We start from the raw sequence: 26,447 nt of genomic DNA on the forward strand, positions 1-26,447 counted from the left end.
GGGGTTTAGCGCTGGTTTGCCGGGCGCGGATCGATCGCGACGACGACCGACATGCCCGGCCGCAGCACATGCTTGCCGGTCGATTCGCGGTCGAGCGCGATCCGGACCGGCACGCGCTGCACGATCTTGGTGAAATTGCCGGTTGCGTTGTCGGGCGGCAGCAGCGTGAAAACGGAGCCCGTGCCGCCGGCGATGCCGCTGACCGTGCCGTGGAAGACCTGGCCCGGCAGCGCATCGACGGTGATCTTCGCCTTGTCGCCGATCTTCAGCGGCCCGATCTGCGTCTCCTTGAAATTGGCGTCGACATAGACCTGATCGAGCGGGACGACCGACATCAGCCGCTTGCCGGCACTGACGAGGTCGCCGATCTGGAGATTGGTGTTGGCGACGATGCCGTCGATCGGCGCGGCGATCTTGGTGAAGGAGAGGTCGCGCTCCGCCTTCTGCTCGGCGACCTTGAGCTCGTCGATCTGGCGGGCCGCCTCGACGCGCTGGGCTTCCAGCACCTTGATATTGGCCTGCGCCTGCACGACGCCGGCCTTGGCGCTCGCGACCGAGGCGGCGGCCTGGTCGCGCGCAGCGATCGCGGCATCGAGCGTGGCCTGCGAACCGTAGGACTTGGCGGCGAGGCTGTTGGCGCGCTCGTAATCGGCGCTGGTGCGCGTCACGGCCGCCTCGGCGGAATTCTGCTGCGCCTGTGCCTGGGCCTGCGCAGCGCGGGCAGCCTCGACCTGGCTGTCGATGCGCGCCAGCGTCGCCTGCGCCGTCGCGGTCTTGGCGCGGGCGCTGTCGAGCGCGATCCGCCAATCGCCATCGTCGAGCGAAGCGAGCGGCTGACCAGCCTTGATCTCCTGGTTCTGCACCACCGAGACGGTGGCGATATTGGCGGCGAGCTTGGCTGAGATCGTCGCCATCTCGGCGCCGACATAAGCGTCGTCGGTCGAGATGATGAAGCGGCCATTGCGCCACCAATCCAGCCCGTACCAGAGGCTGGCTCCCACCACGGCCGCGCCCACGACCATCAGCGCACCGCGCTTCAGCGGGCCGCGGTTGGGCTTGGCCTTGTCGGCCGCAGCCTCGGGACGAGCTTCCGCGCCCAGCGGGGCGCGCGCTTCGGGAGCCGTGACCGGTTCGGCGGGAGCGGGAGGGACGGTTTCGCCCCTGGTGGGCTCGGCGACATCGACGAGCTTGAGGCGGTCGCGGCGCGGCTCGGAAATGGTTTCAGCAGACATCTTGCGTCCTGCACATCAATTCGAACCGACTGGTTCGATTGCGCTTGAAATAGCGCGGTCGATAATGCATATCAAGTCAAATCGAACTGATTGGTTCGATTCTTTTTTGATCGCTGCAGCGGTGGGGCCGCCCCTCGCGGAAGATGAGATGACAGAAAGCCCTGAAGCCATCGTGAAGAAGGACGCGCGCAACCGCCGCGTCGCCGGTGCCGATCCCGACAAGCGCAGGCAGATCCTCGACGGGGCACTCCACGTCTTCACCGCGCGCGGCTTCGATGCCGCGAGCATGAACGACATCGCCGCCGCGGCGAACGTCTCGAAGGGCACGCTCTACGTCTATTTCGAGGACAAGGAGCATCTCTTCGTCGCGCTGATCGAGCGCGAGCGCGAGGCGCAGAAGCGCGGCGCCTTCGAAGCCCTGAACCACGATTCCGACCCGGTCCGGGCGCTGAGCAATTTCGGGCAGTGCCTCGTGGGCATGCTCAACAACGAGTTCGCTGTCAGCGCGCATCGCGTCGTCATCGGCGTCGCCGAACGCATGCCCGATCTCGGCCGCAGCTTCTACGAGAATGGCCCGGCCCAGGGCTCGAAGCTCATCGCCCGCTATCTCGACCGCATGGTCGCCGAGGGCAAGCTCGCAATCGACGATACCCGTCTCGCGGCCGTGCAGTTCATCGATCTCTGCCAGGCGACGCTGATGCGTCCGCGCCTGTTCAATGCGATCCGCTCTGCGCCGAGCGAGGAGGAGATCCAGCGCATCGTCGCCTCCGCCATCGAGATGTTCATGGCGCGCTACGGCGTGAAGCCGACGCGATAGGAGGTCGTCGCCCTCCCTCAGCCCTCATCCTGAGGAGCGCCGCAAGCTGGAGATGGAACAGTGTTAGCCGGCGGTTACGCGCTGCGCCCTGAGCCGCTCGCGATGGGCGGTATAGAGGCCCGATGCCGCGATGATCACCGCCCCGACATAGGTCCAGAGATCCGGCAGCGCCGCCCAGAGGAGGTAGCCGCTCACAGTCGCCCAAAGCAGCTGGATATAGGAGAAGGGCGCCAGCAGCGACGCGCCGGCGAAGCGGAAGGCCACGATCACCAGCCAGTGGCCCGCGGTCGAGACAGCCCCGATAAAGAGCCCGATCAACGCGATCTCCAGTGTCGGCTCGACCCAGTGCAGCGGCAGCAGCAACGTTGTCAGCAGGGCGCCGAAGAGGGTGGAATAGGTTACCGTGGCGATGGGGTTCTCCGTGCCGCTCATCAACCGGGTTATGATGAGCGAGAAGGCCCAGCTCAGCGCCGAGGCTATCGGCAGCAGCGAGGCCAGCTGAAACCCCGCCCCGCCGGGCCGCACCACGATCACCACGCCGACCAGCCCGACGATCGTCGCCAGCCAGCGGCGCCAGCCCACGCTTTCGCCGAGCAGCGGGATCGACAGCGCCGTGACGAAGAGCGGTGCGACGAAGCTCGTCGCGGTCGCATCGGCGATCGGAAGGTATTTCAGCGAGGAGACGAACAGGATCGACGAGCCGATCAGGCCGATGCCCCGCAGCAGATGCAGGCCCGCGCGCCGGGTCCGCAGCGTCGTGGAGCGCCCCTGCCAGGCAATGATCGCCAGCAGGAACACCGCCGAGGTCGCATAGCGCAGCCAGACGATGTGCAGCGCCGGCACGTCCGCCGCGAGATATTTCGACGCCGCGTCCCCCGCCGAGAGGAAGATCGTGGCCAGCAGCATGATGCCGATGCCGAGCAGCCCGTTGTCGCGCCTAAGCGAGGTGACGGGAGCAGCGGGCTCGGGGCCGGGCGTGAGGGATTGCGGCAAGGGCTTTGAGAAAGGCTGCGGAAAGGCGCGGCGGGAAGATCGTCAGCAGCACTCTAATCGGTTCAACTGGTGCTTCGCTGTGCAAAGAAGACAGGCGCTCCATGCGCCGGCCGACCTGTCTCGTTCGGCACCCGCCGACTTTTCAGAAGGCCGCGTCATCCCGGACGCAGCGAAGCGGAGATCCGGGATCCATCGTAGGGCGATGGCACTCTACGATGGATCCCGGGTCGAGCCCGGGATGACGGCGTGGTTCCTTCGCTCAAGAGAAAAGGCGGGCCTCTCGGCCCGCCCCTCGACAGTCATTCAATCGCGTTGATCGCCGCTCAGGCGGCCTGCTTGCGCGGCTGGATCAGCTTGCGGTTGACCAGCACCTCCGCGATCTGGATCGCGTTCAGCGCGGCGCCCTTGCGCAGATTGTCGGAGACGCACCAGAAGGCCAGGCCGTTCTCCACGGTCGCGTCCTCGCGGATGCGCGAGATATAGGTCGCATCCTCGCCGGCGGCCTCGTGCGGGGTGATGTAGCCACCGGGCTCGTGCTTGTCGATCACGAGGATGCCAGGCGCGCTCCGCAGCACTTCGCGCGCCTCGTCGGCGGTGATCGGCTTCTCGCACTCGATGTTGACCGACTCGGAATGGCCGATGAAGACCGGCACGCGCACGCAGGTCGCGGTCAGCTTGATCTTCGGATCGAGGATCTTCTTGGTCTCGACCATCATCTTCCACTCTTCCTTGGTAAAGCCGTCCTCCATGAAGACGTCGATATGCGGGATGAGGTTGAAGGAGATCCGCTTCGGGAACTTCTTGGTCTCGACTTCGCCGGCCGAGAACACGGCGCGCGTCTGGTTGAAGAGCTCGTCCATGCCCTCCTTGCCGGCGCCGGAAACGGACTGGTAGGTCGAGACGACGACGCGCTTGATGCCGAACTTGTCATGCAGCGGCTTCAGCGCCACGACGAGCTGCGCAGTCGAGCAGTTCGGGTTGGCGATGATGTTCATCTTGGTGAAGCCGGCAGCGGCGGCGGCATTCACCTCCGGCACGATCAGCGGAACGTCGGGATGCATGCGGAAGGCCGAGGAGTTGTCGATCACGACGCAGCCCTGCGCACCGATCTTCGGCGACCAGGTCTTCGAGATCTCGCCGCCCGCCGACATCAGGCAGATATCGGTATCGGAGAAGTCGTAATGCTCGAGCGCCTTCACCTTCAGCGTCCTGTCGCCGAAGGAAACCTCGGTGCCGATGGAGCGGGTGGAGGCCAGCGCCACCACTTCTCCGATGGGGAAGGCACGCTCGGCGAGAATGTCCAGCATCTCGCGGCCCACATTGCCGGTTGCGCCGACGACTGCGACCTTGAAGCTCATTGGTTTGATCCTTTGCGGATGAATTCGGTTCGGGTCTCCCTTTGGGAGCCGCCCCGCCCGTCTCGGGCAGGTCCGGCGATCTACCCCCGCCGGGGGGAGATGGACCCGGAACCGAGGCGAAGCGTCAGCGCGACGTACCGGCTTTGCCGGTCGTCGTTTTGGTCGTCGTGCTTTTCGTCGTCTGACGGAGCGTCACGGAACCGATCCTGAAACTTCGCATGTGGCGCCCATCGGGCACCGTGCAATCTCAGAACACCCACGGCGGAAAAAAGTCAATCTCCCTGCGGTTTTCGCTCCAGCCTCGCTCCATTAACCCTGCTTCTTGACCGGTTGTTCACGCTGCCGGCCGATTGCCCGGCTCCGGTAACCGGCCGGCGATACTCCATGCCCAACCTGCGCCCCGGATGGGAAGCTGTGCCGCCGTCGCGCGGCGCGGGGAGTAACGGGTTGCGTTTGCGTTCGGACCAGGCGGTATCACGGCTTCAGGACGGGTTGCACTGGTTGCGGCCTCGGCTCGCCATGGCCGCAACGCGCAGTGGCGTCGCCTGCCGGCGCCTCGGCATGCGGGCCGCCCGCACGGACATCGTGCCGTTCCTGATCACGACGGCCGATCTCGTCGAGTCGAGCCTCATCCGTTTCTCGAAGCTGCTGCGCCGTCTCGTTCCGCGCCGAGGCCTCGGCCTCACCGGCGCGCTGGCCTGGCGAGGCGCCGCCGCGCTCTGCGGCATCGGCCTCACGGCCATCCTGATCACCGGCCTGTCCGCGAAGGACGAGGAGCCGGCCCAGCTCGCGGCCCTGCGATTCACGCCGCCCTCCGGCTCGGACGCGCCGCAGCACCGCCCGCAGTTCTCTGCCGCAGCGGATGGCTGGATGCCGGTGGCCCGCCCCATCGCGATCTTCAGCCTCGAATCGCCCGAACTCGGCCGCGAGCCACCGAGCTTCGAGGCCCGTCGGAAACAGGAGGGCAGCGAGCGCGAGGACCTGATGAGCTTCGGCGGCTTCCCCGAAGCCGGGCCGCATCTCTCCCTCCACCTGCGTACCGGTGCGCCCACGGCCGCAGGCTCCGCCTCCTTCACCATCGGCCTCGTGCACGAGGCGGCCCGGCGCGGCCTCGCTGTCGAGCGCAGCAGCATGCCGGCCGCGATCGAGACGCGCTTCGGGCCGCTCGATACCGCCGATGTCGTGCTCGGGGACGGTTCCACGAGCCGCTCCTGCGTTGCCTTCCGCACCGCGCCTGGCGCAACAGCCTTCGCGATGAGCGGCTGGTGGTGCGCCGGAACCAAGCCCAGCGACCGCCGGCAGCTCACCTGCCTCGTCGACAGGCTCGATCTCGCCCATGCTGCGGCCGATGCCGAGCTGCGTTCGGCTTTCGCCCGCAGCGAGCTGAAGCGCCAGACGGATTGCGCGCCTCAGCGGCTTTCAGCGTCGGGCCGCAAGGCCTCCTGGCTCGATGTGGATGGCAATGTGCCCGCACTACGGATGAAGACCGCCAACTCGGAGCCGATCAAGATCCCCCCGGAGCGGCCCAAGCGCCGCACCAAGCCCCCTCGCGAGCTTTGACCCAAAGGAAGGCTCGTCGCCTTCTAACAAAGTTGTTAACGTTGATGCGCTAGCCTAGTCGCTGGTCTTAGGATGCTTACATGGAGTGGGTGCGTCCACTCCCGGAGATTGCCGCCATGATGCAGTTCAAGCGTGTTGCCGCCGTCCTCGCCCTCGCCGTGGCGGCCTCGACCGTCCTGGCGACGATCGCCGAAGCCCAGAGCCGCCGCGGACCGCTGCGCGTCACGGTCCAGAAGCGCAGCTACTTCGACGCTGGCAACGTCGTGCCGGTCGGCTCATTGAACCGCTATGCCAACCAGCACAGCTTCGCCTCGCCGGTCTATGTCAACACGGGCGATCTCTATGGCGAAGGCACCCTGCCCGGCCGCATCGGCGCCGGCACGAACCCCTTCGCCAATACGTTCGCATCGCCGCGTTTCTGAAGGGCGCTTGCCATCCCGTGCGCGCCGCAGCGTGAAACGCTGCTGCGCAGACACGGGACCGTGCTCCAGAAAGGCGCCTTCTCGTCATGCGATCCCGCAGCGGCACAACGGCCGCAGCGCCTGCGGGATGACACCTCCGACTACGGCAAAGCCTTCAGATAACGCACCGGCCGCCCGGGTGACGCAGCATTCGCGGCGTGAACGATCGCATTCGCGTCGATCCCGAAATGGCGGTAGAGATCGGCCACCGTGCCGGTCTGGCCGAAATGCTCGACGCCGAGCGCCTTCTGCCGGTGGCCATGCACGCTGCCGAGCCAGGCCAGCGTCGCCGGATGCCCGTCCAGCACCGACACGATGCCGCAATCGCGCGAGAGATCGCCGAGCAGCCGTTCGATATGGCTCGTAGCCTGATGGTTGCCGCGCTGGCGCGCCCGCTCCGCCGCCTGCCAGCCGGCATTGAGCCGGTCGGCCGAGGTGATGGCGAGCAGCCCGACATCGCGCCGGTCCTCCCCCAATAGCCCCACAGCCTCGATCGCCTCGGCTGCGACTGCGCCCGTATAGGCGATGACCACAGAGGCGTTCGGGCCGGGCTTCCTGAGCCAATAGGCGCCGTCGATGATGTCGCGCTCCAGCTCCGGCGTCATGGCGCGGTTCGGCTGCTCGACCTGCCGGGTCGAGAGGCGCAGATAGACCGAGCCGCCCGTCTCGTCGCGCAGCCACGTCCGCTCGTCCGGGTCGCCTTCGCCGTCGCGCTGCATGTAGTCGAAGGACCAGCGCATCATCACCGCGAGTTCGTCGACGAAGGCCGGCTCGAAGGCGCAGAGCCCGTCCTGGCTCATGCCGATCAGCGGCGTCGCGATCGACTGATGCGCGCCGCCCTCGGGAGCCAGCGTCACGCCGGACGGCGTCGCCACCACCATGAAGCGCGCATCCTGGTAGCAGGCATAGTTCAGCGCATCGAGCCCGCGCGAGATGAAGGGGTCGTAGAGCGTGCCGATCGGGATCAGCCGTTCGCCGAAGATCGAATGCGAGAGGCCGAGCGCCGAAAGATTGATGAACAGGTTCATCTCGGCGATGCCGAGTTCGATATGCTGCCCCTGCGGGGAGAACTCCCATTTCTGCATAGAAGGGATGCGCTCGTCCTTGAACGTGTCGGCCATCGAGGCACGCGCGAAAAGACCGCGCCGGTTCACCCATGGCCCGAGATTGGTCGAGACGGTGACGTCCGGCGCCGTCGTCACGATGCGGTCGGCGAGGGGCCCGCCGGCCTTGGCGAGTTCGTCCAGAACCTTGCCGAAGCCCATCTGCGTCGACATCGTCGCCTGGATGCCGGCTTCGAGCTTGGCCGGGACAGGTAGCTTCGCGGCGCTGAGGCGGCGGCGCCCCTGCGCGAAGAACGGCACGGTATCGAGGAAGGCGCGCAGTTCGCCCTCGCCCATGCCCAACCCCTCGAACAGATCCCACTCATGCCCGGCGCGGATGCCGTTCGCCTTGCGGAAGCCGTCGAGCTGCTCCTTGGTCATCAGCCCGGCATGGTTGTCCTTGTGGCCGGCGAGCGGCAGGCCGAAGCCCTTCACCGTATAGGCGAGGAAGCAGACCGGCCGGTCGTGGTCGATCGACTCGAAGGCCTCCAGCAGCGACGGCAGGTCGTGGCCGCCGAGATTGCACATCAGCTTCGAAAGCTCGGCGTCGGAACGGCTCTCGATCAGCTTCGTCACCGGCCCCTGGTCGCCGAGATCGTCCATGAGGCGCTTGCGCCACGCCGCACCGCCCTGGAAGGTCAGCGCCGAATAGAGTTGGTTCGGGCAGGAATCGATCCAGGCTTTCAGCCGCTCGCCGCCCTTCTCCTTGAACGCGGCCTGCTGCAGCGAGCCGTATTTCAGCGTCACGACATCCCAGCCGAAATTGCGGAACATCGTCTCGAAGCGGTCGTAGAGCCCTTCGCGGATCACTGCGTCGAGCGATTGGCGGTTGTAGTCGATCACCCACCAGGTGTTGCGAACGCCGTGCTTCCAGCCCTCCATCAGGGCCTCGAAGATATTGCCCTCGTCGAGCTCGGCATCGCCGATCAACGAGACCATGCGCCCTTCCGGGCGGTCCTTCGCCCAGCCATGCGCCTTCACATAATCCTGCGTCAGCGAGGAGAAGAGCGTCTGCGCGACGCCCAGCCCCACCGAGCCGGTCGAGAAATCGACGTCGTCGATGTCCTTGGTGCGGGAGGGGTAGCTCTGCGCGCCCTTGTAGCCGCGGAAATTCTCCAGCTTCTCGCGCGTCTGCAACCCCATCAGGTAGTTGATGGCGTGGAAGATCGGCGAGGCATGCGGCTTCACCGCCACCCGGTCCTGCGGCTTCAGCGCGGCCATGTAGAGAGCGGTCATGATCGTGGCGAGGGACGCGGACGAGGCCTGATGCCCGCCGACCTTCATGCCGTCATCGCTCGGGCGGATATGGTTGGCGTTGTGGATCGTCCATGAAGCGAGCCAGAGGATTTTTCTTTCCAGCTCGGCGAGAAACGGCAGGCGCGGATCTGTCGTTGTCATGATGTTTTGTCCGTACTCCCCAGTACGGCAGATCATGCACTGGACGCCTTGGCAGGACGAACCAAATTTTCGCGACCACGCGCCCTGCTTTGGCGGTTTCCGCTATGGAACTTCGTCAAGGTGCGCGAAACCACCAAATAGTCCAGGAGTTCTCTCGTTGGAATTGATAACGCTGAGAAGCGGCGCGTGAATGCAGGGTGTCATCCCGTGCGCGCTGCGGCATGGAATGCCGCTGCGCTGACACGGGACCGTCTGCAGAAAAAGGCGCCTTCTCGTCGTACGATCCGTGTCTGCGCAGCAGCGTTACCCGCTGCAACGCGCACGGGATGACAAGCGGCTCCCCCGCGCACCCCGCTTGTGAGCGACCACCGCCCCATGCCAGAAACCCAGCACGGAATCGGGCCGAACGAGCCGAGCAGGAGGAGCCTTCCCATGAGCAACAGCAAGGAGGTCTGGCGCCTCATCGACGAGAAGAGCCCGGCCTATTTCGCGCTGTCGGACCGCATCTGGCACACGCCCGAGCTGAACTATCAGGAGGTTCGCTCCGCCGCCGAGCACCGCGCCATGCTGGAAAGCGAGGGCTTCCGCGTCGAGACCGGCATCGCCGGCCTGCCCACCGCCGTGATCGGCGAGGCCGGCGAAGGCGGCCCGGTCATCGCGATCATGGGCGAATACGACGCGCTGCCGGGATTGAGCCAGGAGGCAGGCGTCGCGTCCGAGAGCCCGGTCGCGAAAGGCGGCAACGGCCATGGCTGCGGCCACAACATGCTGGGCTCCGCCTCGCTTCTGGCCGCTACGGCCGTGAAGGATTATCTCGCCGCCAACGGAATCAAGGGCCGCGTGCGCTATTACGGCTGCCCCGCCGAGGAAGGCGGCTCGGCCAAGGGCTTCATGGTCCGGGCCGGCGCCTTCGACGATGTCGACATCGCGCTGTGCTGGCACCCGGCCTCGTTCAGCGGCGTCAACCGGGCCTTCTCGCTGGCCTGCGTCGAGATCGAATACACCTTCAACGGCCGCGCCTCGCATGCCGCCGCCGCGCCTCATCTCGGCCGTTCGGCGCTCGACGCCGTCGAGCTGATGCATATCGGCGTCAATTACATGCGCGAGCACATGCCTTCGACGGCGCGCGTGCATTACGCGATCATCAATGCCGGCGGCATCGCTCCCAATGTCGTGCAGGCCACGGCCACCACGCGCCAGCTGATCCGCGCCGCCACGCTCAGCGAGATGTGGGACCTCGTCGCCCGCGTGAAGAAGATCGCCGAGGGCGCGGCGCTGATGAGCGAGACGACGGTTTCTGTCAGGCAGCTCTCGGGCGACGCCAACCTCGTCGCCAATCGCCCGCTCGAAGAAGCCATGCACGCCAATCTGCAGGCGCTCGGCGGCCCGGGCTTCGACGCCGCGGACCACGAATTCGCCGCGAAATTCCAGAAGACGCTGAGCCCGCAGGATATCGCCGCCGCCTATGGCCGCTTCGACCTGACGCCAAAGCCGGGCGAGGCGCTGAGCGACGAGATCTATCCGCTCGGCGCCGGCAACGACACCTCCGTCGGCTCGACCGATGTCGGCACGGTGAGCTGGGTCGTGCCCACGGTCCAGTGCCGCACCGCGTGCTATGCGGTCGGCACCCCCGGCCATTCCTGGCAGCTTGTCGCGCAGGGGCTGGCTCCGGCGGCGCATAAGGGTCTGGCGCTCGCGGCCAAGGCCATGGCGGGTGTCGCCTCGGATGTGCTCGGCGACCCCGCTCTGCTCAAGGCGGCCAAGGACGAATTCGCGGCGTTCCGCGCCCGCAACCCCTTCGCCAATCCGATCACCGACGATGTCGAGCCCCCGCTCGACATGGCAGCGCACTGATCACGACACGTCCTTCGACCGCCGCCAAGAGGATCCGCCGATGCCCCTGCCCGCCTCCGCCCGCATCGACATCGAGCGCTTCTGGACGACGATCGAGCGCTCCGCCGAGATCGGGGCCGGGCGCCCCGGCGGTCTCTCGCGGCTCGCGCTCGGCGATGCCGACAAGGCGATGCGGGATATCTTCGTCGGCTGGTGCAAGGAGGCCGGCCTCGCCTTGCGCGTCGACGCCATCGGCAACATCTTCGCCCGGCGCCCCGGCATGGACGACAGCCTGCCGCCGGTGGTGATGGGCAGCCATCTCGACACGCAGATCAATGGCGGGCGCTTCGATGGCATCGCCGGCGTGCTCGGCGGGCTCGAGGTGATCCGCACGCTCGATGCGCTCGGCCACCGCACGCGCCGCCCGCTCGAGCTGGTCAACTGGACCAATGAGGAGGGCGCCCGCTTCTCGCCCCCGATGGTCGGCGCCGGCTGCTTCACCGGCGTCTACACGCTCGACTGGGCGCGCGAGCGCCGCGACGACGACGGCATCTCGATGGGCGAGGAGCTGGAGCGCATTGGCTACGCCGGGGAGGCGCAGGCCGCCCCGCCCCAGCTCGACGCCTATTTCGAGTTCCATATCGAGCAGGGGCCGATGCTCGACCGCGAGGGCTTCGAGGTCGGCGTCGTCACGGGCGGCTATGCCAGCACGGGCATGATCGTCGAGTTCCGCGGCGAGACGGCCCATACCGGCCCCTGGCCGATGGAGAAGCGCCGCAACGCGCTCGCCGCCGGCGCGCGGCTGCTGACCGCGGTCGACGATCTCGGCTGGCAATTCGCCGGCACGGGCGGCAAGGCGACGGCGGCAAGGCTCGTCGCCTGGCCGAACAAGCCCGGCATCATCGCCGACTGGGCGCAGGCCACCTGCGATGTCCGCCATGCGGACCCGGAAGCCGCCGCCGTGATGGCCGAGCGGATGCTGCGCGCGGCGCATGAGGCAGCGGCGCGGGCCAATTGCAGCGTCGAGATTCTCGACACCTGGCGCTGGGGCGGCAAGGTCTTCGACGAGGCGATGATCGGGCTCGTCCGCGACACGTCCCTCGGCCTCGGCTATCGCACGCGCGATATCCTGAGCCAGGCTGGCCACGATGCCTATTTCCTCGCCCGCCACACGCCAAGCGCAATGATCTTCGCGCCCTGCAAGGACGGCATCACCCACAACAACAACGAACTCTGCACGCGCGAGGATCTGGAGCCCGGCCTCAACGTGCTGCTGCGGGCCGTGGTCGCGCGGGCGGATCGGTAAGCCGGCGCGCTCAGCTCCGGCCGGCGCTACGCGGCGGCTGGGCCGGCACGAAATCGACCCGCTCATCGATCAGCGCGCCGTCATCCGACACCACCGCAAGCCAGAGCCGATTGCCGCAGATCACCGAGAGCCGCCAGCGTCCTTGATCCTCGCCCTCGCCGCGCTCGACGCGGCTGGTGACAAGGCCGCGCCGTTGCATGTCGCGCCATTCCCCGGCCGACCAGCCGAAGCGCGCAGCGATCCTGTCGGCGTCGATGATGAAGCTCCCGCCAACATCGCGCTGGACCGGGAACCCGGCCGGATCGGCTTGCTCTTGTACCATTCCCGATGTCCCGCCTACGCGGCGATCTAAGGGCGGACCCGCAGCGTCTCCGCCAGACACAGGAAGAGATGATAGAGGACGCGGGAGGGCAGCGCTATCGGCAGCGGCTGACCGTCCGGCCCAAGCTGGTTGTGCCAGTGCCCGGACGGCACATCGACGAAGTGCCCGAAGAGTAGCTCGACATGGCGCTGCAGCAGCGCGCCGGCCTCGGCGTCGCCGAGGAATTCGAGCCGCGCACCAAGCGCCTTGATGAACTCGGTCTGCGGCCAGAGGAGCTTGGTCGGCTGCACCACCGTGCCATCGACCTCGATCCCGTCGAGCACGAGCGGCGGATGCCCGGGCCGCGCATCGAGGCCCTTCGACAGGCCGAAGCGATAGAGCCCTTCCGCCAGATCGACAGCCTTCGCCCATCCGGTCAGGCGGTGATGATGATGCAGCAGCCAGACCCATTCGAACTGGTGGCCGGGTTCGCGCAGCCGGCCGGGAGCCCCGGCGACCGGTTGCCACGCCCCGTCGAAGAACTCGCCGAGCGTCCCGTTGCCATCGATGAATCGCTCGGCAGAAAGCCGCACGATCCGATCCGCCGCATCGATCCAGCGCTCCCCGCCGGTCACGTCCGCGAGCGCGTGGAAAGCCTCGAGCAGATGCATATGCGGGTTCTGCCGGCGCGGCAGCGCGCCGAGATCATCCTCGGCATAGCCGCCGGCCGGATGGGCGAGATCGCGCTCGATCAGGTCCATCGTCGCATCGGCGAGCTGGAGCGCGGCCTTCTCGCCGGTCGCGGCGTGGTAATGCGCGCTGGCAAAGAGCACGAAGGCGAGGTCGTAGAGATCCCGCCGCGGCACGCTCGCCGAGCCGTCAGGACGGAAGCGCTTCGGCACGAAGCCGTTGATCTCGTGGGTCTTGAGCAGCAGCGAGAAGCCGTGCCGCGCGGCATACAGCGCCGCTTCGCTTCCGCTCAGGCGCCCCGCATGAGCAAAGGTATAGGCGAGCCGTGCCGTGGCGAGCGCGCTGCGATCGGGCGCCGGGACGGCGCTGCCGTCCGTCCGGAATTCCTCGACATAGCCACCCGCCTTGCGCTCGACGGCCCGCTCGATCCAGGCCGGGATCAGCGTCTCATCGGTCCAGCGTCTCAAACCCGCAGGCGTAAGATCGAGCATCAGGCAAAACCATATCGGGCAAATGCAAATACGCCCGGCTGGAAAGCCGGGCGCATCGGTTTCGTCAGGCTCAGAACTGCGGCATGGGCGGCAGCTTGGTCAGCGGGATGCCGAACCAGGCCTGGTTGATCTTCGACAGATCGCCGCTCTTCTCGATATCGGCGATGAACTTGTTGACGTACTCCGCCAGCGCCGTGTCGGACTTGCGGAAGGCGATGCCGTTCGCCTGCTCGCGCAGCGTCAGCTTCGGCTCCAGGTTGAGCTGCGGGTAGTCCTTGGTCAGCTGGGCGAGAACGACGTTGCTCGCGCCGATGGCCTGGACCTGGCCGGAAATCAGCGCCTGCAGGGCGGTGGCGTCGTCATCATAGCGCTTCAGCGGCGTGCCGGCCGGCGCGACGGCTGTCAGCGCAGTGTCCTGCGTCGAGGCGCGGGCGACGCTGATCCCCGACAGCGACTTCATATCCTCCGGTGCCTTGACCGCCGCACTCTTGGGCGCCAGCAGGTAGATCGTGATCGCGCTGTAGGGGTTTGAGAACAGCACCTGCTTGGAGCGCTCGGCCGTGATGCCGAAGGTCGCGATCAGCGCGTCGATCTTGTTGGTGAGCAGATACGGGATGCGGTTCGGGCCGGTCACCGGCACGAGCTCGAGCTGCACGCCGAGCGCCTTGGCAAGCAGCTTCGCCACGTCGGCGTCGTAGCCGGCCGGCTGCTGCTGCGCATCGGTGCCGCCGAAGGGCGGGAAATCGGTCATGACGCCGACCGTGATCTTGCCTTTGGCCTTGATCTCTTCGGGCGTGGCGGCCTGGGCAGGGGCGAGCGATGCGGCGGCAAGGCCGCCGAAAACAAGCGCGCCAAGGCCGCGCCGGCAGATCGACTTGAACAGGGACATGAGACGTTCTCCTCTGAAGACAGGCCGGTGTTGCGTCGTTCCGCGCTATCGGGCGGCGACGAGGAGCTTCTGCTCCATCCTTTTGCTGTAGGCCGAGAGCGGCCGACAGATGACATAGTAGACCAGCGCGACCAGCGCGAAGATCGTGAAGGGCCGGAAGGTGGCGTTGTTGATCACCTGCGCGGCACGCGTCAGCTCCACGAAGCCGATGATCGAGGCGAGCGAGGTGCCCTTGATGAGCTGCACCAGGAAGCCGATCGTCGGCGGGATCGCGAGCTTGATCGCCTGCGGCGCGATGACGAGCGCCATCTTCGGCCAGAAGCGCAGTCCGAGCGCTGTCGCAGCCTCCCATTGCCCGCGCGGCACCACCTCGATGGAACCCCGCCAGATCTCGCCGAGGAAGGCGCTGGCATGGAGCGACAGGCCGAGCGCCGCCGCGGTCCAGGGATCGACCGACCAGCCGAACAACCCCGGCACGAAGAAGGCGAGGAAGAGCTGCATCAGCAGCGGCGTGCCCTGGAAGAGCTTGATGTAGCCGGTGGCCGCCAGCCGCAGCCACTTGAACTCGCTGGTGCGGGCAAGCGCCACCAGAACGCCGCCGATCGACCCGCCGATGAAGGCGACGAGCGAGAGCAGCAGCGTCCAGCGCGCCGCCATGATGATGAAGAGGAGATCGCTCGATCCGAGTGCGCGCATCTGTTCCTCCTACCGGCTCGGTGCCTTGCGCAGGAAGGTGCGCTCGATGGCTGCGAAGACCGTCCAGAAGAAGACGGAGAGGGCGAGATACATGCAGGTGACGACGAAATAGACCTCGAAGCTGCGGAAGGTGCGCGACTGGATGTCGCCCGCCACCGCGGTCAGCTCGCTCGCAGCGATCGCCGAGCAGACGCTGGTGTTCAGCATCAGCAGGATGAACTGGCTGGTCAGCGACGGATAGATCGCCTGGATCGCGGGCTTCAGGATGATCAGGCGGAAGATCTGCAGGGGCCTCAGGCCGAGCGCCTTGCCCGCCTCGATCTGCCCCTTCTGGATGCTCTCGATGCCGGCGCGGATGATCTCGATGCCATAGGCGACGACGTTCACGACCAGCGCCAGCAAAGCAGCGGCGTCGGAGGACATCCGCAACCCCGTCGCCGGCAGGCCGAAATAGATGACGAAGATCTGGATGAGAAAGGGCGTGTTGCGGATCAGCTCGATATACTCGTCGATGATCCAGCGCAGCCATTTCGGCCCGGAGGTCTTGCCGAGGGCGCCCGCGATCGAAAGCACCATGCCGATCGCCATCGCCAGCGCCGAGAGCACCAGCGTATTGACGAGGCCCTGCAGCAGCTCCGGCCAGGCGGCGAAGACATCCGCGAAATCGAACTCGTAATTCATCCGGCCTGCCTGTCGCGGGCGGCCGAGGCGGAACCGCCCGTCATGCGCCTTCTCCGATACGTGCCACCCGTCCGGCATGCCCCGGCTTCTCGTTCCCGCCGCTAGAACACGACAATTGGCCTGACAGCAACCCCTTGGGCGCATTTGACGCGCGCGCAGCATGAACGAATCATTCTGAAGGCGGCGCAAATGGCTCTGCGATGCCGGGTTCGATGCGAAAATGCATTTTTCAGAGGCATTTCGCTGCGATGGGAGACAGTTGCTCGCAACACCGCCGCGCACCGGATGCAACTGCTCCTAAAGCCCCGGCAGAACAGCCTCTGCCCCTGCGCGCTCCGAGCGCAGCGTGGGCAGCACGGCGCGGATGTGGCTCCCCAGCGCCTTCGCCGCCGACGAGGGCTTGAGTTCCGCAAATTCGAGCGCGATGCCGATCGTCGGCAGGGTCGGCAGCCCGGCCGCGACGATGTGAAGATCGGGCGGAACCGCCATTCGGGTCAGCACGCTGATGGCGTGGCCGGAGCGGGCGATGGCGATCAGCCCGGCGAGGCTGTTGCTGGCGAAGGCGACCCGGTAGCGCCGGTTGACCGCCTCCATCGCGTCGCAGGCCGCGCGATAGTCGAGCGTCACCGGCGCCGAAAGGGCCAGAGGCAGGCTGTCCTGCGCGAGAATCGCTGGCTCCGGCTCGCTCGCGACCCAGACGAAGCTCTCCCGCCGGATCACTTCGTTGCCCTCCGGGTCAGGCACCGAGACCAGCGCCATGTCGATCTGCCGCCGGTGCAGCAGCGGCCGCAGCTCGGACGAGGGCGCGCAGACCATGCGCAGTTCGACGTCCGGATGTGCCGCCAGGAAGCCCCGCAGCAGATCGGGCAGGAAGGCGATGGAATAATCCTCGGGGCAACCGAGGCTGACCGAGCCCTTGAGACCCGCCCCGCCCATATCGGCCAGGATCTCGTCATGCCGCGCCAAGAGCGACTCGGCATGGGCGAGCAGCTTTTCGCCCGCCACGGTCAGCCGCACCCCCGAGCCGCTGCGATGCAGCAGCGCCTGGCCCAGCGCCTCCTCGAGCCGCTGCATCTGCATGCTCAGCGCCGACTGCGTCCGCCCGACCTGCAGCGAGGCGAGGCTGATCGAGCCCGAACGCGCGACCACCGCGAAATTCCTGAGCAAAGCGAGATCGAGAAGTTGTCGCACGCCATCAATCCAATCAATATCCGATTGAAGGAATATCAATTTGCCTTGATGGGCAAGCGTCGCTAGCCGTTGCAGCCTCGGCCCGAAAACTGCAAGGCGCTCATCGGGCCGTTCTGGAGGATCCCGATGTCGCTCAACGCCGATCCCACCTTCTGGGCTTCCGCCAACAAGCACCTGACGCGCTATGGGCCCGCCTTCGAGACGATCATCGTCGAGCGGGCCGAGGGCAGCTTCGTCTACGACGCCGATGGCCGCGGCATCCTCGATTTCACCTCGGGCCAGATGAGCTGCGTGCTCGGCCACACCCATCCCGACATCGTTTCGACCGTGGACCGGCAGATGGGCTCCGTCGCCCATCTCTTCAGCGGCATGCTCTCGCGCCCGGTCGTCGAACTGGCCGAGCGCCTCGCCGCGCTGGCGCCGGGCCTCGACCGCGTGCAGCTGCTCTCCACCGGCGGCGAATCCAACGAGGCCGCCATCCGCATGGCGAAGCTCGTCACCGGCGGGCATGAGATCGTCGCCTTCGCGCAGAGCTGGCACGGCATGACCGGCGGCGCAGCCTCCGCGACCTACAGCGCCGGCCGGCGCGGCTACGGCCCTGCCGCCGCGGGCTCCTTCGTCATCCCCGCACCGAACTCCTACCGCCCGCGCTTCACCAAGCCCGACGGCTCCAACGACTGGCAGGCCGAGCTCGACGACGCCTTCGAGCTGGTCGACCGGCAGTCGACCGGCAATCTCGCCGCCTTCATCGCCGAGCCGATCCTATCGAGCGGCGGCATCCTGGAGCTGCCGCTGGGCTATCTCGCGGCGCTGAAGCGCAAATGCGAGGAGCGCGGCATGCTGCTGATCCTCGACGAGGCGCAGACGGGCATTGCCCGCACCGGGGACATGTTCGCCTTCCAGCGCGACGGCGTCACGCCCGACATCATGACGCTGTCGAAGACGCTCGGTGCCGGCCTGCCGCTCGCCGCCGTGATGGCCTCGGCCGAGATCGAGGAGAAGGCCCATGAGAAGGGCTACCTGTTCTACACCACCCATGTCTCCGATCCGCTGCCGGCCGCCGTCGGCGTGACGGTGCTCGACGTGGTCGCGCGCGACAATCTGGTCGAGCAGGCGGTCAAGAGCGGCGAGCGGCTGAAGCAGGGCCTCATCTCGCTGCAGCAGAAATACGAATGCGTCGGCGACGTGCGCGGCCGCGGCCTGCTGCTCGGCCTCGAGATCGTCACCGACCGCCAGACCAAGGCACCGGGCTTCGAGCTGGGCGCGCAGGTTATGGAAGAGGCCATGCGCCGGGGCTTGAGCATGAACATCGTCAAGCTACCGGGCATGGGCGGCGTCTTCCGCATCGCCCCGCCGCTGACCGTCTCGGACGCCGAGATCGACACCGGCCTGAAGATCATGTCGGAAGCGATCGACTACGCCTCCAGCCGGCACTGAGCGAGCAGACAAAAAAAGGCCGGCCGCCACCTTCTTAGGTAGCGGCCGGCTTTCTCATTTGAGGATCAGCCCTGCAGGTCGAAGCGGTCGAGGTTCATCACCTTCGTCCAGGCCGCGACGAAGTCCTTCACGAACTTCTCCTTGGCGTCGGCGCTGGCATAGACCTCGGCGAGCGCGCGCAGGATCGAGTTCGAGCCGAAGACGAGGTCGGCGCGGGTGCCGGTCCACTTCGCGACCCCGGTCTTGCGATCGGTGCCCTCATAGACATCCTTGGCCTCGGAGATCGCCTTCCACTGCGTGCCCATGTCGAGCAGGTTGACGAAGAAGTCGTTCGTCAGCGCGCCCGGCCGCTGGGTGAGGATGCCGTGCTTCGAGCCGTCGACATTGATGTCGATGGCGCGCAGGCCCCCGATCAGCACCGTCAGTTCCGGCGCCGTAAGGCTGAGCAGCTGCGCCTTGTCGATCAGCGCCACCTCGGCATGCACCTTCGAGCCCGCCTGCTGGTAGTTGCGGAAGCCGTCGACAACGGGCTCCAGCCACTTGAAGGAGGCGACGTCGGTCTGCTCCTGCTTGGCGTCGGTACGGCCTGCCGAGAACGGCACCGTCACATCATGGCCGGCAGCCTTCGCCGCCTGCTCGACGCCGGCATTGCCGGCGAGCACGATCAGGTCCGCGAGCGAGACCTTCTTGTCGCCGTCCGCTTCCTTGTTGAACTGGCGGCGGATGCCCTCCAGCACCTCGATCACCCTGGCGAGCTGCGCCGGCTGGTTGGCCTGCCAGTCCTTCTGGGGTGCAAGGCGAATGCGCGCACCATTGGCGCCGCCGCGCTTGTCGCCACCGCGGAAGGTCGAGGCAGAGGCCCAGGCCGTCCCGACGAGTTCGGAGACGGAGAGCCCCGAAGCGACGATCTTCGCCTTGAGGGCAGCCGCATCCGCCGCGTCGATCAGGTCATGGTCGACCGCCGGCACCACGTCCTGCCAGATCAGCTCTTCCTTCGGCACTTCCGGGCCGAGATAGCGCGAGCGCGGGCCGAGATCGCGATGCGTCAGCTTGAACCAGGCGCGAGCGAAGGCTTCGGCGAAGGCCTGCGGATTTTCGAGGAAGCGGCGTGAGATCTTCTCATAGGCCGGGTCGAGACGCAGCGACAGATCCGTCGTCAGCATCGTCGGCTTGTGCTTCTTGGCGGGGTTATGCGCATCCGGGATCACGTCCTCGGCGTCCTTGGCCTCCCACTGGATGGCGCCGCCGGGGCTGCGGGTCTGCACCCATTCATACTTGAACAGGTTCTCGAAGAAGAAGTTGCTCCACTGCGCCGGGGTCTGCGTCCAGGTCACCTCCAGGCCGCTGCCGACAGCGTCCCCGCCATGGCCTGTGCCGAAATTGGAGGCCCAGCCGAGGCCCTGCGCCTCCAGCTCCGCCGCTTCCGGGTCCGCGCCCTTGTGGGATTCGGGCGCCGCGCCATGGGTCTTGCCGAAGGTGTGGCCGCCTGCGATCAGCGCCACCGTCTCTTCGTCGTCCATCGCCATGCGGCCGAAGGTCTCGCGGATGAAATGCGCCGCGGAGATCGGATCGCCGTTGCTGCCCGGACCTTCCGGGTTGACGTAGATCAGGCCCATCTCGGTGGCGCTGAGCGGCGCGTCGAACTTGTCGAGCGGGCGATGCGTCAGCCAGCCGGTCTCCGAACCCCAGCTCACATCATTGTCGGGCTCCCAGCTGTCCGCGCGGCCGGCCGCGAAGCCGAAGGTGCGGAAGCCCATGGTCTCCAGCGCGACGTTGCCGGTGAGGATGAACAGGTCGGCCCAGGAGATCTGCTGACCGTATTTCTGCTTGATCGGCCAGAGCAGGCGGCGCGACTTGTCGATGTTGACGTTGTCCGGCCAGCTGTTGAGCGGGGCGAAGCGCTGCTGCCCGCGGCCGCCGCCGCCTCGGCCGTCGGCCAAGCGATAGGTGCCGGCCGAGTGCCAGGCCATGCGGATCATCTGCGGGCCGTAATGGCCGAAATCGGCCGGCCACCAGTCCTGCGAGTCGGTCATCAGCTTGCGCAGGTCGTTCTTCAGCGCCTGGTAGTCGAGCTTCCCGAACTCCTTGCGGTAGTCGAAAGCCTGGCCCAGCGGATCGGACTTCGAGGAATGCTGATTCAGGAGCTCGACAGGCAGCTGGCTCGGCCACCAGTCGCGGTTCTGCCGGGGGCCGCCGCCATGGGCGACGGGGCACTTGCCCGCGCTCTCCTCGGTCTTCGCGTTCATGACTGTCTCCGATCCTGATCAGGCTGTTTCCGACGTCAGGGGATCGGCCACGCAATGGCGGTCGTCGGCTCGTCCCCCTCCTGGCGCGACTCTTACCAAAGAGATTTCATTATATTAATTCCGATTTTCTGATTGGCTCGATAAGCTGGAATTATGACAAACCTGACACTGAAGCAGCTCCGCTACTTCGAGGCGCTGGCCCGGCACGGTCATTTCGGGCGCGCGGCGGAGGCCTGCGCGATCTCCCAGCCGGCCTTGTCGATGCAGATCAAGGCCTTCGAGGAAGAGCTCGGCGGCGATCTCTTCGAGCGCGGCGGGCGCCAGGTCCGGCTGACGGGCTTCGGCGAGGAGGTCGCGCAGCGGATCGGCGGCATCGTGCGCTCCATCGAGGAGCTGGAGGATTACGCACGCGCCTCACGCGACGGACGGGTCGGGCGGCTGCGCATCGGTGTCATTCCCACCGTCGCGCCCTATCTGCTGCCGGAGCTGATCGGCACCTTGAGCCGCCTCTATGACGGGGTCGACATCCATGTCCGTGAGACGCAGACGCCGAAACTGCTCCAGGAATTGCACGAGGGCCGGCTCGACCTCGCGATCATCGCCCTGCCCGTTTCCGAACCCGCCCTGACCGAGGTCCCGCTGTTCACGGAAAACTTCGTCCTCGTCCGGCCGCAGGAGGACGCGGGCAAGCCGGTGCCGAGCCGAGAGGCGCTCCGCGAGATGAAGCTGCTGCTGCTGGAGGAAGGACACTGCTTCCGCGAGCAGGCGCTGTCGTTCTGCAACGGCAGCACGCGCACCGTCCAGCCGCGCGACATGCTGGACGCAAGCTCGCTCTCCACCCTCGTCCAGATGGTCAATGCCGGCATGGGCGTCACGCTGCTGCCGGAAATGGCGCTCCCGATCGAGACCCGCTCCGCTGCGGTCTGCATCGCCCGCTTCGAGGAGCCCGAGCCATCCAGGACCATCGGCATGGTCTGGCGCAAGACGAGCCCCCTCGCCAAGCAGCTTCTCCAGGTCGCGGACGTGGTGGGTGCATCAGCCCGAGGCCGGTGGCAGAGCCGCGAGACTGGATCGCCGGACCAGGGCTGAACGCGTTCGGCCCGCTGGCCGTCATGAAGGCCGAGCCACCGACCCGCGGGAACGGCCCAGCGCCGATCGATCAGCAGCATTGACCGGTTGTCCACATGCCAGGACCCGGGCAAGCCGTTGCCGTTCGGTAAAGTTTTAGTTAATTCAGGCCCAGAAACTTAACCCTGTGCCGGTTGCGTCATGTTCGAGGCAGTGTTCATCGCGGTGCTGATGGTCTCCACGGCGGGGCTCGCCTGGGCCATAGCCGATTATTCGCACCAGCCGCTGGTGTTCTGACGAGAAGACCGGCCTCGTAGATATCGAAGCGATGACGCCGCTGCGGGTCGCTTGGATCGGGCCGTCATCGGCATCCTCGTCGATGCGGCGCCAACTGTGCTGCCGGACCGCGATCCCGCCCGTTCCTGCCAACCTAACGCTCTCGTAACCTCGGCGCCACCGCCCGATGAGCCGGAACGGCCTAAGCGGGGTTCCTCACTCCGGAATGGGCCCGCGCAACGTGGCACTCGGAGCGGGGCGAGCGCTGGTCGCACGCGGAGAGGGAGCGCTCCGTTGGGAGGCGGGTCGTTCCCTCTCCACCCCGCTGTAGCCGTGGTCAGCGGAGTTGGCTGTCCTTGCTGCCCCGTCGATTATAGCTACTCGCAGCGGCAGGGCGATCATGGCCGGCCTGGCAATGCACGCAGAGGCGCGCGCCCGGCATGGCTCGCCGGCGGGCTTCCGGAATCTCTTCACCGCAGTCATTGCAATGGACCCCGCCCGGACCGGTCGGCAGCCGTGCGCGGGCGAGCCTGACGGCATCCGTTATCGAGTCGTCGATCTGATCTTGGACAGCTCCGTCCGGAGCCCAGCCACTGGCCATGAGGCACCTCTTCACGACTCGGAAGATGGGGTCTCGCCGCCAGCTCCGCCAGCTGCTGCATACTGTCCTCAAGAACAGTAGCGCAGCGCCCCTCTTCAGGCGTCATCTGCCGAAGCGATCCGTGAGCGCGAGGCAGGCTTGGCCAGCGGCCTTGCACTTCACCGAGAAGTTGCGGGCGAAGACGTGTTCGACGGAGGAGAAAATGAAGCTCCTGTTGGCGTCCCTTGCTACTGCGATGAGCATGGCAGGCACGGGCGATGTTCAAGCCGTCGTCTACTGCCAATATGTCGGCTATCCGGTCGGCTGTATCGCGCGACCGGGTGTGGTGCTGCACCCTCGGCCTGTCGCGCGTGCGGTCGCGACCCCGGGTGTCGGGGCGCCGGGCGTCGGAGTGCGCCCCGGAACGCCCATGAACCGAGGTGGCCCGGTCAACCGCGCCGGCCGCCGCTGACGCGATGGCGTTCCGCACTGGCCGGTCCTGACGAAACGTCGAAAGCTGCGCGGCCGCATGGCGGCCAGGAGCGATTTTCGCGAACTGGGGTGCCCCCTCGCTTCTAGGCGCCGAATGCTGGCTGGGTTGGCGTTGAAGCGCGGATCGGTCTCTCCGCCTCCCGTTCCGGCACTTATAGGAGGTTGTCCCATGTGGGTGCTGATGTACGTCTTCTCATACTCCGTCAGTCCGATCGCCACGAGCGACCGGGCCGAATGGCGGCTGCTGCCGACCGTGATCTTTCAGGAATTTACCAGCGAGGACAGATGCCAGTCGGCGAAGGCGAAGCTGGAGGGCAGCCTGAAGGACGCCGGAACGCGGCTCAAAAGCGCTCTCGACGAACTCAAGCTCATCGGCACTGCCGGCCCCAAGGATATCATCGTCGCATACAACGTCGAATGCCTCCCGAAATAGGTCGGCGTCGCTCGCACTGACCGCCACAGCAGAGGGAGCAACAATGCTGCAGATCAATCTTCTTGAAGACGAGGGAATCGTAACGCTGGCGCCTCACGGCCCCCTTGAGAAGGCGGACTTCGAACGGCTCTCCGGCATCGTCGATCCCCACATCTCGGCGAAAGGCTCGCTCAAAGGCGTGATGCTCGATGCGGCTGCCTTTCCGGGCTGGGAGGATGTCGGTGCCCTGATCTCCCATCTCAAATTCGTGATGGGCCACCATGACAAGGTGGCGCGGGTCGCCGTCGTTTCGGACAGCGAAATCCTGAAGCTCGCGCCTCATGTCGCGAAGCACTTTGTCGCGGCCGATATCCGACGATTTCCGTCAGGCGAGAAGGACCACGCGCTGGCCTGGCTGAAGGGAGAGCCGGCCTAGGGATTTTCGCGGGTGCGATGACTTCGAGAGCGATGCGGCTTGAAGGCATTTTTGCCGCCGCAACCTGTCCCTAAGGACAATACGCCGAAACCGCTCGTTGTGGTGGTGTGGTCCGCGTATGCGGTGGAGATGCCCGACAGAGGCAGCACCACGCGACGGGGAAACGCGCGCTGGGCGGCGAATGAACAGCGACGCGGCTTTGGGCTGCGCTCAAGCATCGTGTCTGATGGATCGCAGGATCCCCCGCAGCGACGTCGAACATCAAATCCAACCTGAAGCGGTTCGGAGTGCGGCCATGGCCAAAGATCCCACCGATGCCTTCGCCGACGCACTCGCCTATGCAACCGATGCCGGGCAGCGTCTCGTCCTGATGTTGGACGCTTTGAGGCAGCGCGCCATCCAGTACGAGGAGCACGTCTCTCAGCCAGCCCCGCATGTGCTCGACTATGAGGCCGAGCTGATCTGCGACGGGCGCGGCCTACCCAAGCCGGTCAATTATGTCCTGGTGCGGATCGTGCCGCCTCAAGGCATGCTCATCGATCCAACCAGGCGCCCCTTCGTCGTCGTCGATCCGCGCGCCGGCCACGGGCCAGGCATCGGCGGCTTCAAGGCCGACAGCGAGATCGGTGTGGCCATGAAGGCCGGACATCCCTGCTATTTCGTCGGTTTCCTGCCTGACGCGGTTGCCGGGCAGACCATCGAACATGTGGCTCTTGCCGAGGCGACCTTCCTGGAAATGGTCATTGCGCGGCATCCGGAGGCGGACGGCAAGCCCTGCGTCATCGGAAACTGCCAGGCGGGCTGGGCCGTCATGATCCTGGCCGCGCTCAGGCCGGAACTCTTCGGGCCGATCATCCTCGCCGGCTCGCCCTTGTCCTACTGGGCCGGCGTCAAAGGCCAGAACCCGATGCGGTACACCGGCGGCCTGCTGGGCGGGAGCTGGCTGACCGCCCTGACGAGCGATCTCGGCGCGGGAACCTTCGACGGCGCGTGGCTCGTCCAGAACTTCGAGAACCAGAACCCGGCCAATACGCTCTGGAGCAAGCAATACAACCTGTATTCGAAGATCGACACGGAGTTGGAGCGCTATCTCGGCTTCGAGAAATGGTGGGGCGGGCATGTCACGCTGAACGCGGAGGAAATCCAGTTCATCGTCGACGAGCTCTTCATCGGCAACCGCCTGGCCTGCGGCGAGATCAGGGCCTCCGACGGCACGGCCATCGACCTCCGCAATATCCGCTCGCCGATCGTGGTGTTCTGCTCGAAGGGCGACAACATCACCCCGCCGCAACAGGCGCTGGACTGGATCCTCGACCTCTATGGCAGCGTCGACGAGATTCGCTCCTACGGGCAGACGATCGTCTACGCCATTCACGACAAGATCGGGCATCTCGGCATCTTCGTCTCGGCCGGGGTCGCGCGGAAGGAACATGACGAGTTCGCCTCCAACATCGACTTCATCGACGTCCTGCCGCCGGGGCTCTACGAGGCGGTCTTCGAGCCCAAAGCCGGAGCCGACGCCAATCCTGATCTGGTCACCGGCGAATGGGTGATGCGCTGCGAGGCGCGGACGCTCGACGACATCCGCGCGCTTGGCGGCAACGACCTCGACGACGAACGCCGCTTCGCGACCGCCGCCCGTGTCTCCGAGATCAACCTGTCGCTCTACCGCGCGCTCGTCCAGCCATGGATCAAGGCGACCGCTAACCCGGTCGTCGCAAAGGCGATGCAGGCCATGCATCCGCTGCGCCTGCAATACGAGATGTTCGGGCCGAAGAACCCGTTCCTGTCCTGGCTGGACGCCGCCGTGTCCGGGGTTCGCCAGAAACGTCAGCCCGTGGCCGGCGACAACGTCTTTCTGAACGCCCAGGAAGCTGCCTCCGCGCAGATCGTCAATGCCCTCGACAACTGGCGCCAGCTGGTCGAGCAGATGTCCGAGCAGGCGTTCCGCAGCATCTACGGCGCGCCCTTGCTGCAATCGGCCGTCGGCATCGACACGAGTTCGGAGCGTCGCCCTCGCAGCGCCCCGAAGAGCCGGCTGCACGCCGAACTGCTGGCGAAGCGGATCGACGAATTGCGCGCCGGCATGGCGGCAGGGGGCGTGCTCCACGCCAGCGTCAGGGCACTTCTTTATGTCGGCATGGCGCGGGAAAGCGCGGATGAACGCAGTTTCGAGGCGATCCGGCGGCTTCGCGAGCAGGGCGATTCCGCTCGCCGCCTGACGCTGAGCGAGTTCAAGTCGCTGGCGCGCGAACAGTTCTTCATGCTGCTGATCGACCAGGAAGAGGCGCTGAGGACGCTTCCCGGCCTGCTACCCCCGGATCAGGAGGAACGCACCGCCGCATTCGAGCTCGTTCAACAGGTCGCGACGGCACGCGGTCCGCTGTCGGGGGACCCGGCGGGTCGTCTCGACGAAATCCGACGCCTGTTCGAGCTTGCTGCGCCGGTGGGCTCGAATCCGCCCGGAAAGTTGCGCATCGTCACACGGCAGAGGGCCTAG

23 protein-coding genes are annotated in these 26,447 nt (G+C 66.5%); 11 read left to right on the plus strand and 12 right to left on the minus strand.

All coding sequences use genetic code 11. The annotated features are described in order from the left end of the window. Nucleotides 1-5 precede the first annotated feature (5 nt). A complete protein-coding gene (locus BoBH3_RS02585) occupies nt 6-1,232 on the minus strand; it encodes an HlyD family secretion protein (protein WP_262329186.1) in 1,227 nt (408 codons plus the stop codon). Nucleotides 1,233-1,380: 148 nt separating this feature from the next. Here BoBH3_RS02585 and BoBH3_RS02590 point away from each other — a divergent pair, with 148 nt between their 5' ends. Continuing rightward, nucleotides 1,381-2,049: a TetR/AcrR family transcriptional regulator gene (locus BoBH3_RS02590; protein WP_262329187.1), complete on the plus strand. Its 669-nt coding sequence runs from the start codon at nt 1,381-1,383 to the stop codon at nt 2,047-2,049. Between the two features lie 63 nt (nt 2,050-2,112). Here BoBH3_RS02590 and BoBH3_RS02595 read toward each other — a convergent pair whose 3' ends face one another. Together BoBH3_RS02595 and BoBH3_RS02600 are read right to left on the minus strand one after the other, a co-directional pair. Further along, on the minus strand, nt 2,113-3,042 hold the full coding sequence (locus tag BoBH3_RS02595; protein ID WP_262329188.1) for a DMT family transporter: 930 nt from the start codon (nt 3,040-3,042) through the stop codon (nt 2,113-2,115). A gap of 323 nt (nt 3,043-3,365) precedes the next feature. Next, the gene (locus BoBH3_RS02600) at nt 3,366-4,400 is read right to left on the minus strand and encodes an aspartate-semialdehyde dehydrogenase (protein ID WP_262329189.1); all 1,035 of its coding nucleotides are present in this window, start codon (nt 4,398-4,400) and stop codon (nt 3,366-3,368) included. Nucleotides 4,401-4,847: 447 nt separating this feature from the next. On the opposite strand from BoBH3_RS02600, the gene BoBH3_RS02605 reads away from it, so the two are divergent. Together BoBH3_RS02605 and BoBH3_RS02610 are read left to right on the plus strand one after the other, a co-directional pair. Next, a complete protein-coding gene (locus tag BoBH3_RS02605; RefSeq protein ID WP_262329190.1) occupies nt 4,848-5,960 on the plus strand; it encodes a hypothetical protein in 1,113 nt (370 codons plus the stop codon). 116 nt (nt 5,961-6,076) lie between these two features. Further along, nucleotides 6,077-6,382 carry a hypothetical protein gene (locus tag BoBH3_RS02610; RefSeq protein ID WP_262329191.1) on the plus strand — a complete coding sequence of 102 codons (306 nt, stop codon included), beginning with the start codon at nt 6,077-6,079 and terminating at the stop codon, nt 6,380-6,382. Between the two features lie 140 nt (nt 6,383-6,522). Here the strand turns inward: BoBH3_RS02610 and BoBH3_RS02615 are convergent, their stop codons facing one another. Then, nucleotides 6,523-8,922 (minus strand): transketolase-like TK C-terminal-containing protein, encoded by a 2,400-nt coding sequence (locus BoBH3_RS02615; protein WP_262329192.1) that lies wholly within the window; start codon nt 8,920-8,922, stop codon nt 6,523-6,525. 432 nt (nt 8,923-9,354) lie between these two features. On the opposite strand from BoBH3_RS02615, the gene BoBH3_RS02620 reads away from it, so the two are divergent. Together BoBH3_RS02620 and BoBH3_RS02625 are read left to right on the plus strand one after the other, a co-directional pair. Beyond that, a complete protein-coding gene (locus tag BoBH3_RS02620) occupies nt 9,355-10,776 on the plus strand; it encodes a M20 family metallopeptidase (protein ID WP_262329193.1) in 1,422 nt (473 codons plus the stop codon). Nucleotides 10,777-10,816: 40 nt separating this feature from the next. After that, a complete protein-coding gene (locus BoBH3_RS02625) occupies nt 10,817-12,061 on the plus strand; it encodes a Zn-dependent hydrolase (RefSeq protein ID WP_262329194.1) in 1,245 nt (414 codons plus the stop codon). A gap of 10 nt (nt 12,062-12,071) precedes the next feature. Here the strand turns inward: BoBH3_RS02625 and BoBH3_RS02630 are convergent, their stop codons facing one another. From BoBH3_RS02630 to BoBH3_RS02655, 6 genes are all read right to left on the minus strand, one after another. Beyond that, nucleotides 12,072-12,383, minus strand: a complete 312-nt coding sequence (locus tag BoBH3_RS02630; RefSeq protein ID WP_262329195.1) for a DUF6522 family protein — start codon at nt 12,381-12,383, stop codon at nt 12,072-12,074. A 26-nt stretch (nt 12,384-12,409) separates the two neighbouring features. Continuing rightward, nucleotides 12,410-13,543: an AGE family epimerase/isomerase gene (locus BoBH3_RS02635; protein ID WP_262329196.1), complete on the minus strand. Its 1,134-nt coding sequence runs from the start codon at nt 13,541-13,543 to the stop codon at nt 12,410-12,412. Between the two features lie 70 nt (nt 13,544-13,613). After that, nucleotides 13,614-14,432 carry a transporter substrate-binding domain-containing protein gene (locus tag BoBH3_RS02640; protein WP_262329197.1) on the minus strand — a complete coding sequence of 273 codons (819 nt, stop codon included), beginning with the start codon at nt 14,430-14,432 and terminating at the stop codon, nt 13,614-13,616. Nucleotides 14,433-14,477: 45 nt separating this feature from the next. Next, nucleotides 14,478-15,128 carry an amino acid ABC transporter permease gene (locus tag BoBH3_RS02645; RefSeq protein ID WP_262329198.1) on the minus strand — a complete coding sequence of 217 codons (651 nt, stop codon included), beginning with the start codon at nt 15,126-15,128 and terminating at the stop codon, nt 14,478-14,480. Between the two features lie 9 nt (nt 15,129-15,137). Further along, the gene (locus tag BoBH3_RS02650) at nt 15,138-15,809 is read right to left on the minus strand and encodes an amino acid ABC transporter permease (protein ID WP_262329661.1); all 672 of its coding nucleotides are present in this window, start codon (nt 15,807-15,809) and stop codon (nt 15,138-15,140) included. Nucleotides 15,810-16,106: 297 nt separating this feature from the next. Then, nucleotides 16,107-17,039 (minus strand): LysR family transcriptional regulator, encoded by a 933-nt coding sequence (locus BoBH3_RS02655; protein WP_410050541.1) that lies wholly within the window; start codon nt 17,037-17,039, stop codon nt 16,107-16,109. Nucleotides 17,040-17,126: 87 nt separating this feature from the next. Here BoBH3_RS02655 and BoBH3_RS02660 point away from each other — a divergent pair, with 87 nt between their 5' ends. After that, entirely contained in the window at nt 17,127-18,437 is a 1,311-nt protein-coding gene (locus BoBH3_RS02660; RefSeq protein WP_262329200.1) for an aspartate aminotransferase family protein, read from the plus strand. Nucleotides 18,438-18,502: 65 nt separating this feature from the next. Here the strand turns inward: BoBH3_RS02660 and katG are convergent, their stop codons facing one another. Beyond that, nucleotides 18,503-20,683 carry a catalase/peroxidase HPI gene (gene katG / locus BoBH3_RS02665; protein WP_262329201.1) on the minus strand — a complete coding sequence of 727 codons (2,181 nt, stop codon included), beginning with the start codon at nt 20,681-20,683 and terminating at the stop codon, nt 18,503-18,505. A 153-nt stretch (nt 20,684-20,836) separates the two neighbouring features. Here katG and BoBH3_RS02670 point away from each other — a divergent pair, with 153 nt between their 5' ends. Continuing rightward, nucleotides 20,837-21,772: a hydrogen peroxide-inducible genes activator gene (locus tag BoBH3_RS02670; protein WP_262329202.1), complete on the plus strand. Its 936-nt coding sequence runs from the start codon at nt 20,837-20,839 to the stop codon at nt 21,770-21,772. A 592-nt stretch (nt 21,773-22,364) separates the two neighbouring features. Here BoBH3_RS02670 and BoBH3_RS02675 read toward each other — a convergent pair. After that, nucleotides 22,365-22,628: a DksA/TraR family C4-type zinc finger protein gene (locus tag BoBH3_RS02675; RefSeq protein WP_262329203.1), complete on the minus strand. Its 264-nt coding sequence runs from the start codon at nt 22,626-22,628 to the stop codon at nt 22,365-22,367. Nucleotides 22,629-22,830: 202 nt separating this feature from the next. On the opposite strand from BoBH3_RS02675, the gene BoBH3_RS02680 reads away from it, so the two are divergent. The 4 genes from BoBH3_RS02680 (at nt 22,831) to BoBH3_RS02695 (ending at nt 26,447) form a co-directional block, all read left to right on the plus strand. After that, a complete protein-coding gene (locus BoBH3_RS02680; RefSeq protein WP_410050542.1) occupies nt 22,831-23,079 on the plus strand; it encodes a hypothetical protein in 249 nt (82 codons plus the stop codon). Nucleotides 23,080-23,268: 189 nt separating this feature from the next. Then, the gene (locus BoBH3_RS02685; RefSeq protein ID WP_262329204.1) at nt 23,269-23,532 is read left to right on the plus strand and encodes a hypothetical protein; all 264 of its coding nucleotides are present in this window, start codon (nt 23,269-23,271) and stop codon (nt 23,530-23,532) included. A 43-nt stretch (nt 23,533-23,575) separates the two neighbouring features. Beyond that, on the plus strand, nt 23,576-23,947 hold the full coding sequence (locus tag BoBH3_RS02690; RefSeq protein WP_262329205.1) for a SpoIIAA family protein: 372 nt from the start codon (nt 23,576-23,578) through the stop codon (nt 23,945-23,947). Nucleotides 23,948-24,242: 295 nt separating this feature from the next. Beyond that, complete coding sequence (locus BoBH3_RS02695; protein ID WP_262329206.1) at nt 24,243-26,447, plus strand: DUF3141 domain-containing protein; 2,205 nt, start codon at nt 24,243-24,245, stop codon at nt 26,445-26,447.

Origin of the sequence: Allobosea sp. BH3, assembly GCF_025499465.1 — a bacterium.
Taxonomy (GTDB): domain Bacteria; phylum Pseudomonadota; class Alphaproteobacteria; order Rhizobiales; family Beijerinckiaceae; genus Allobosea.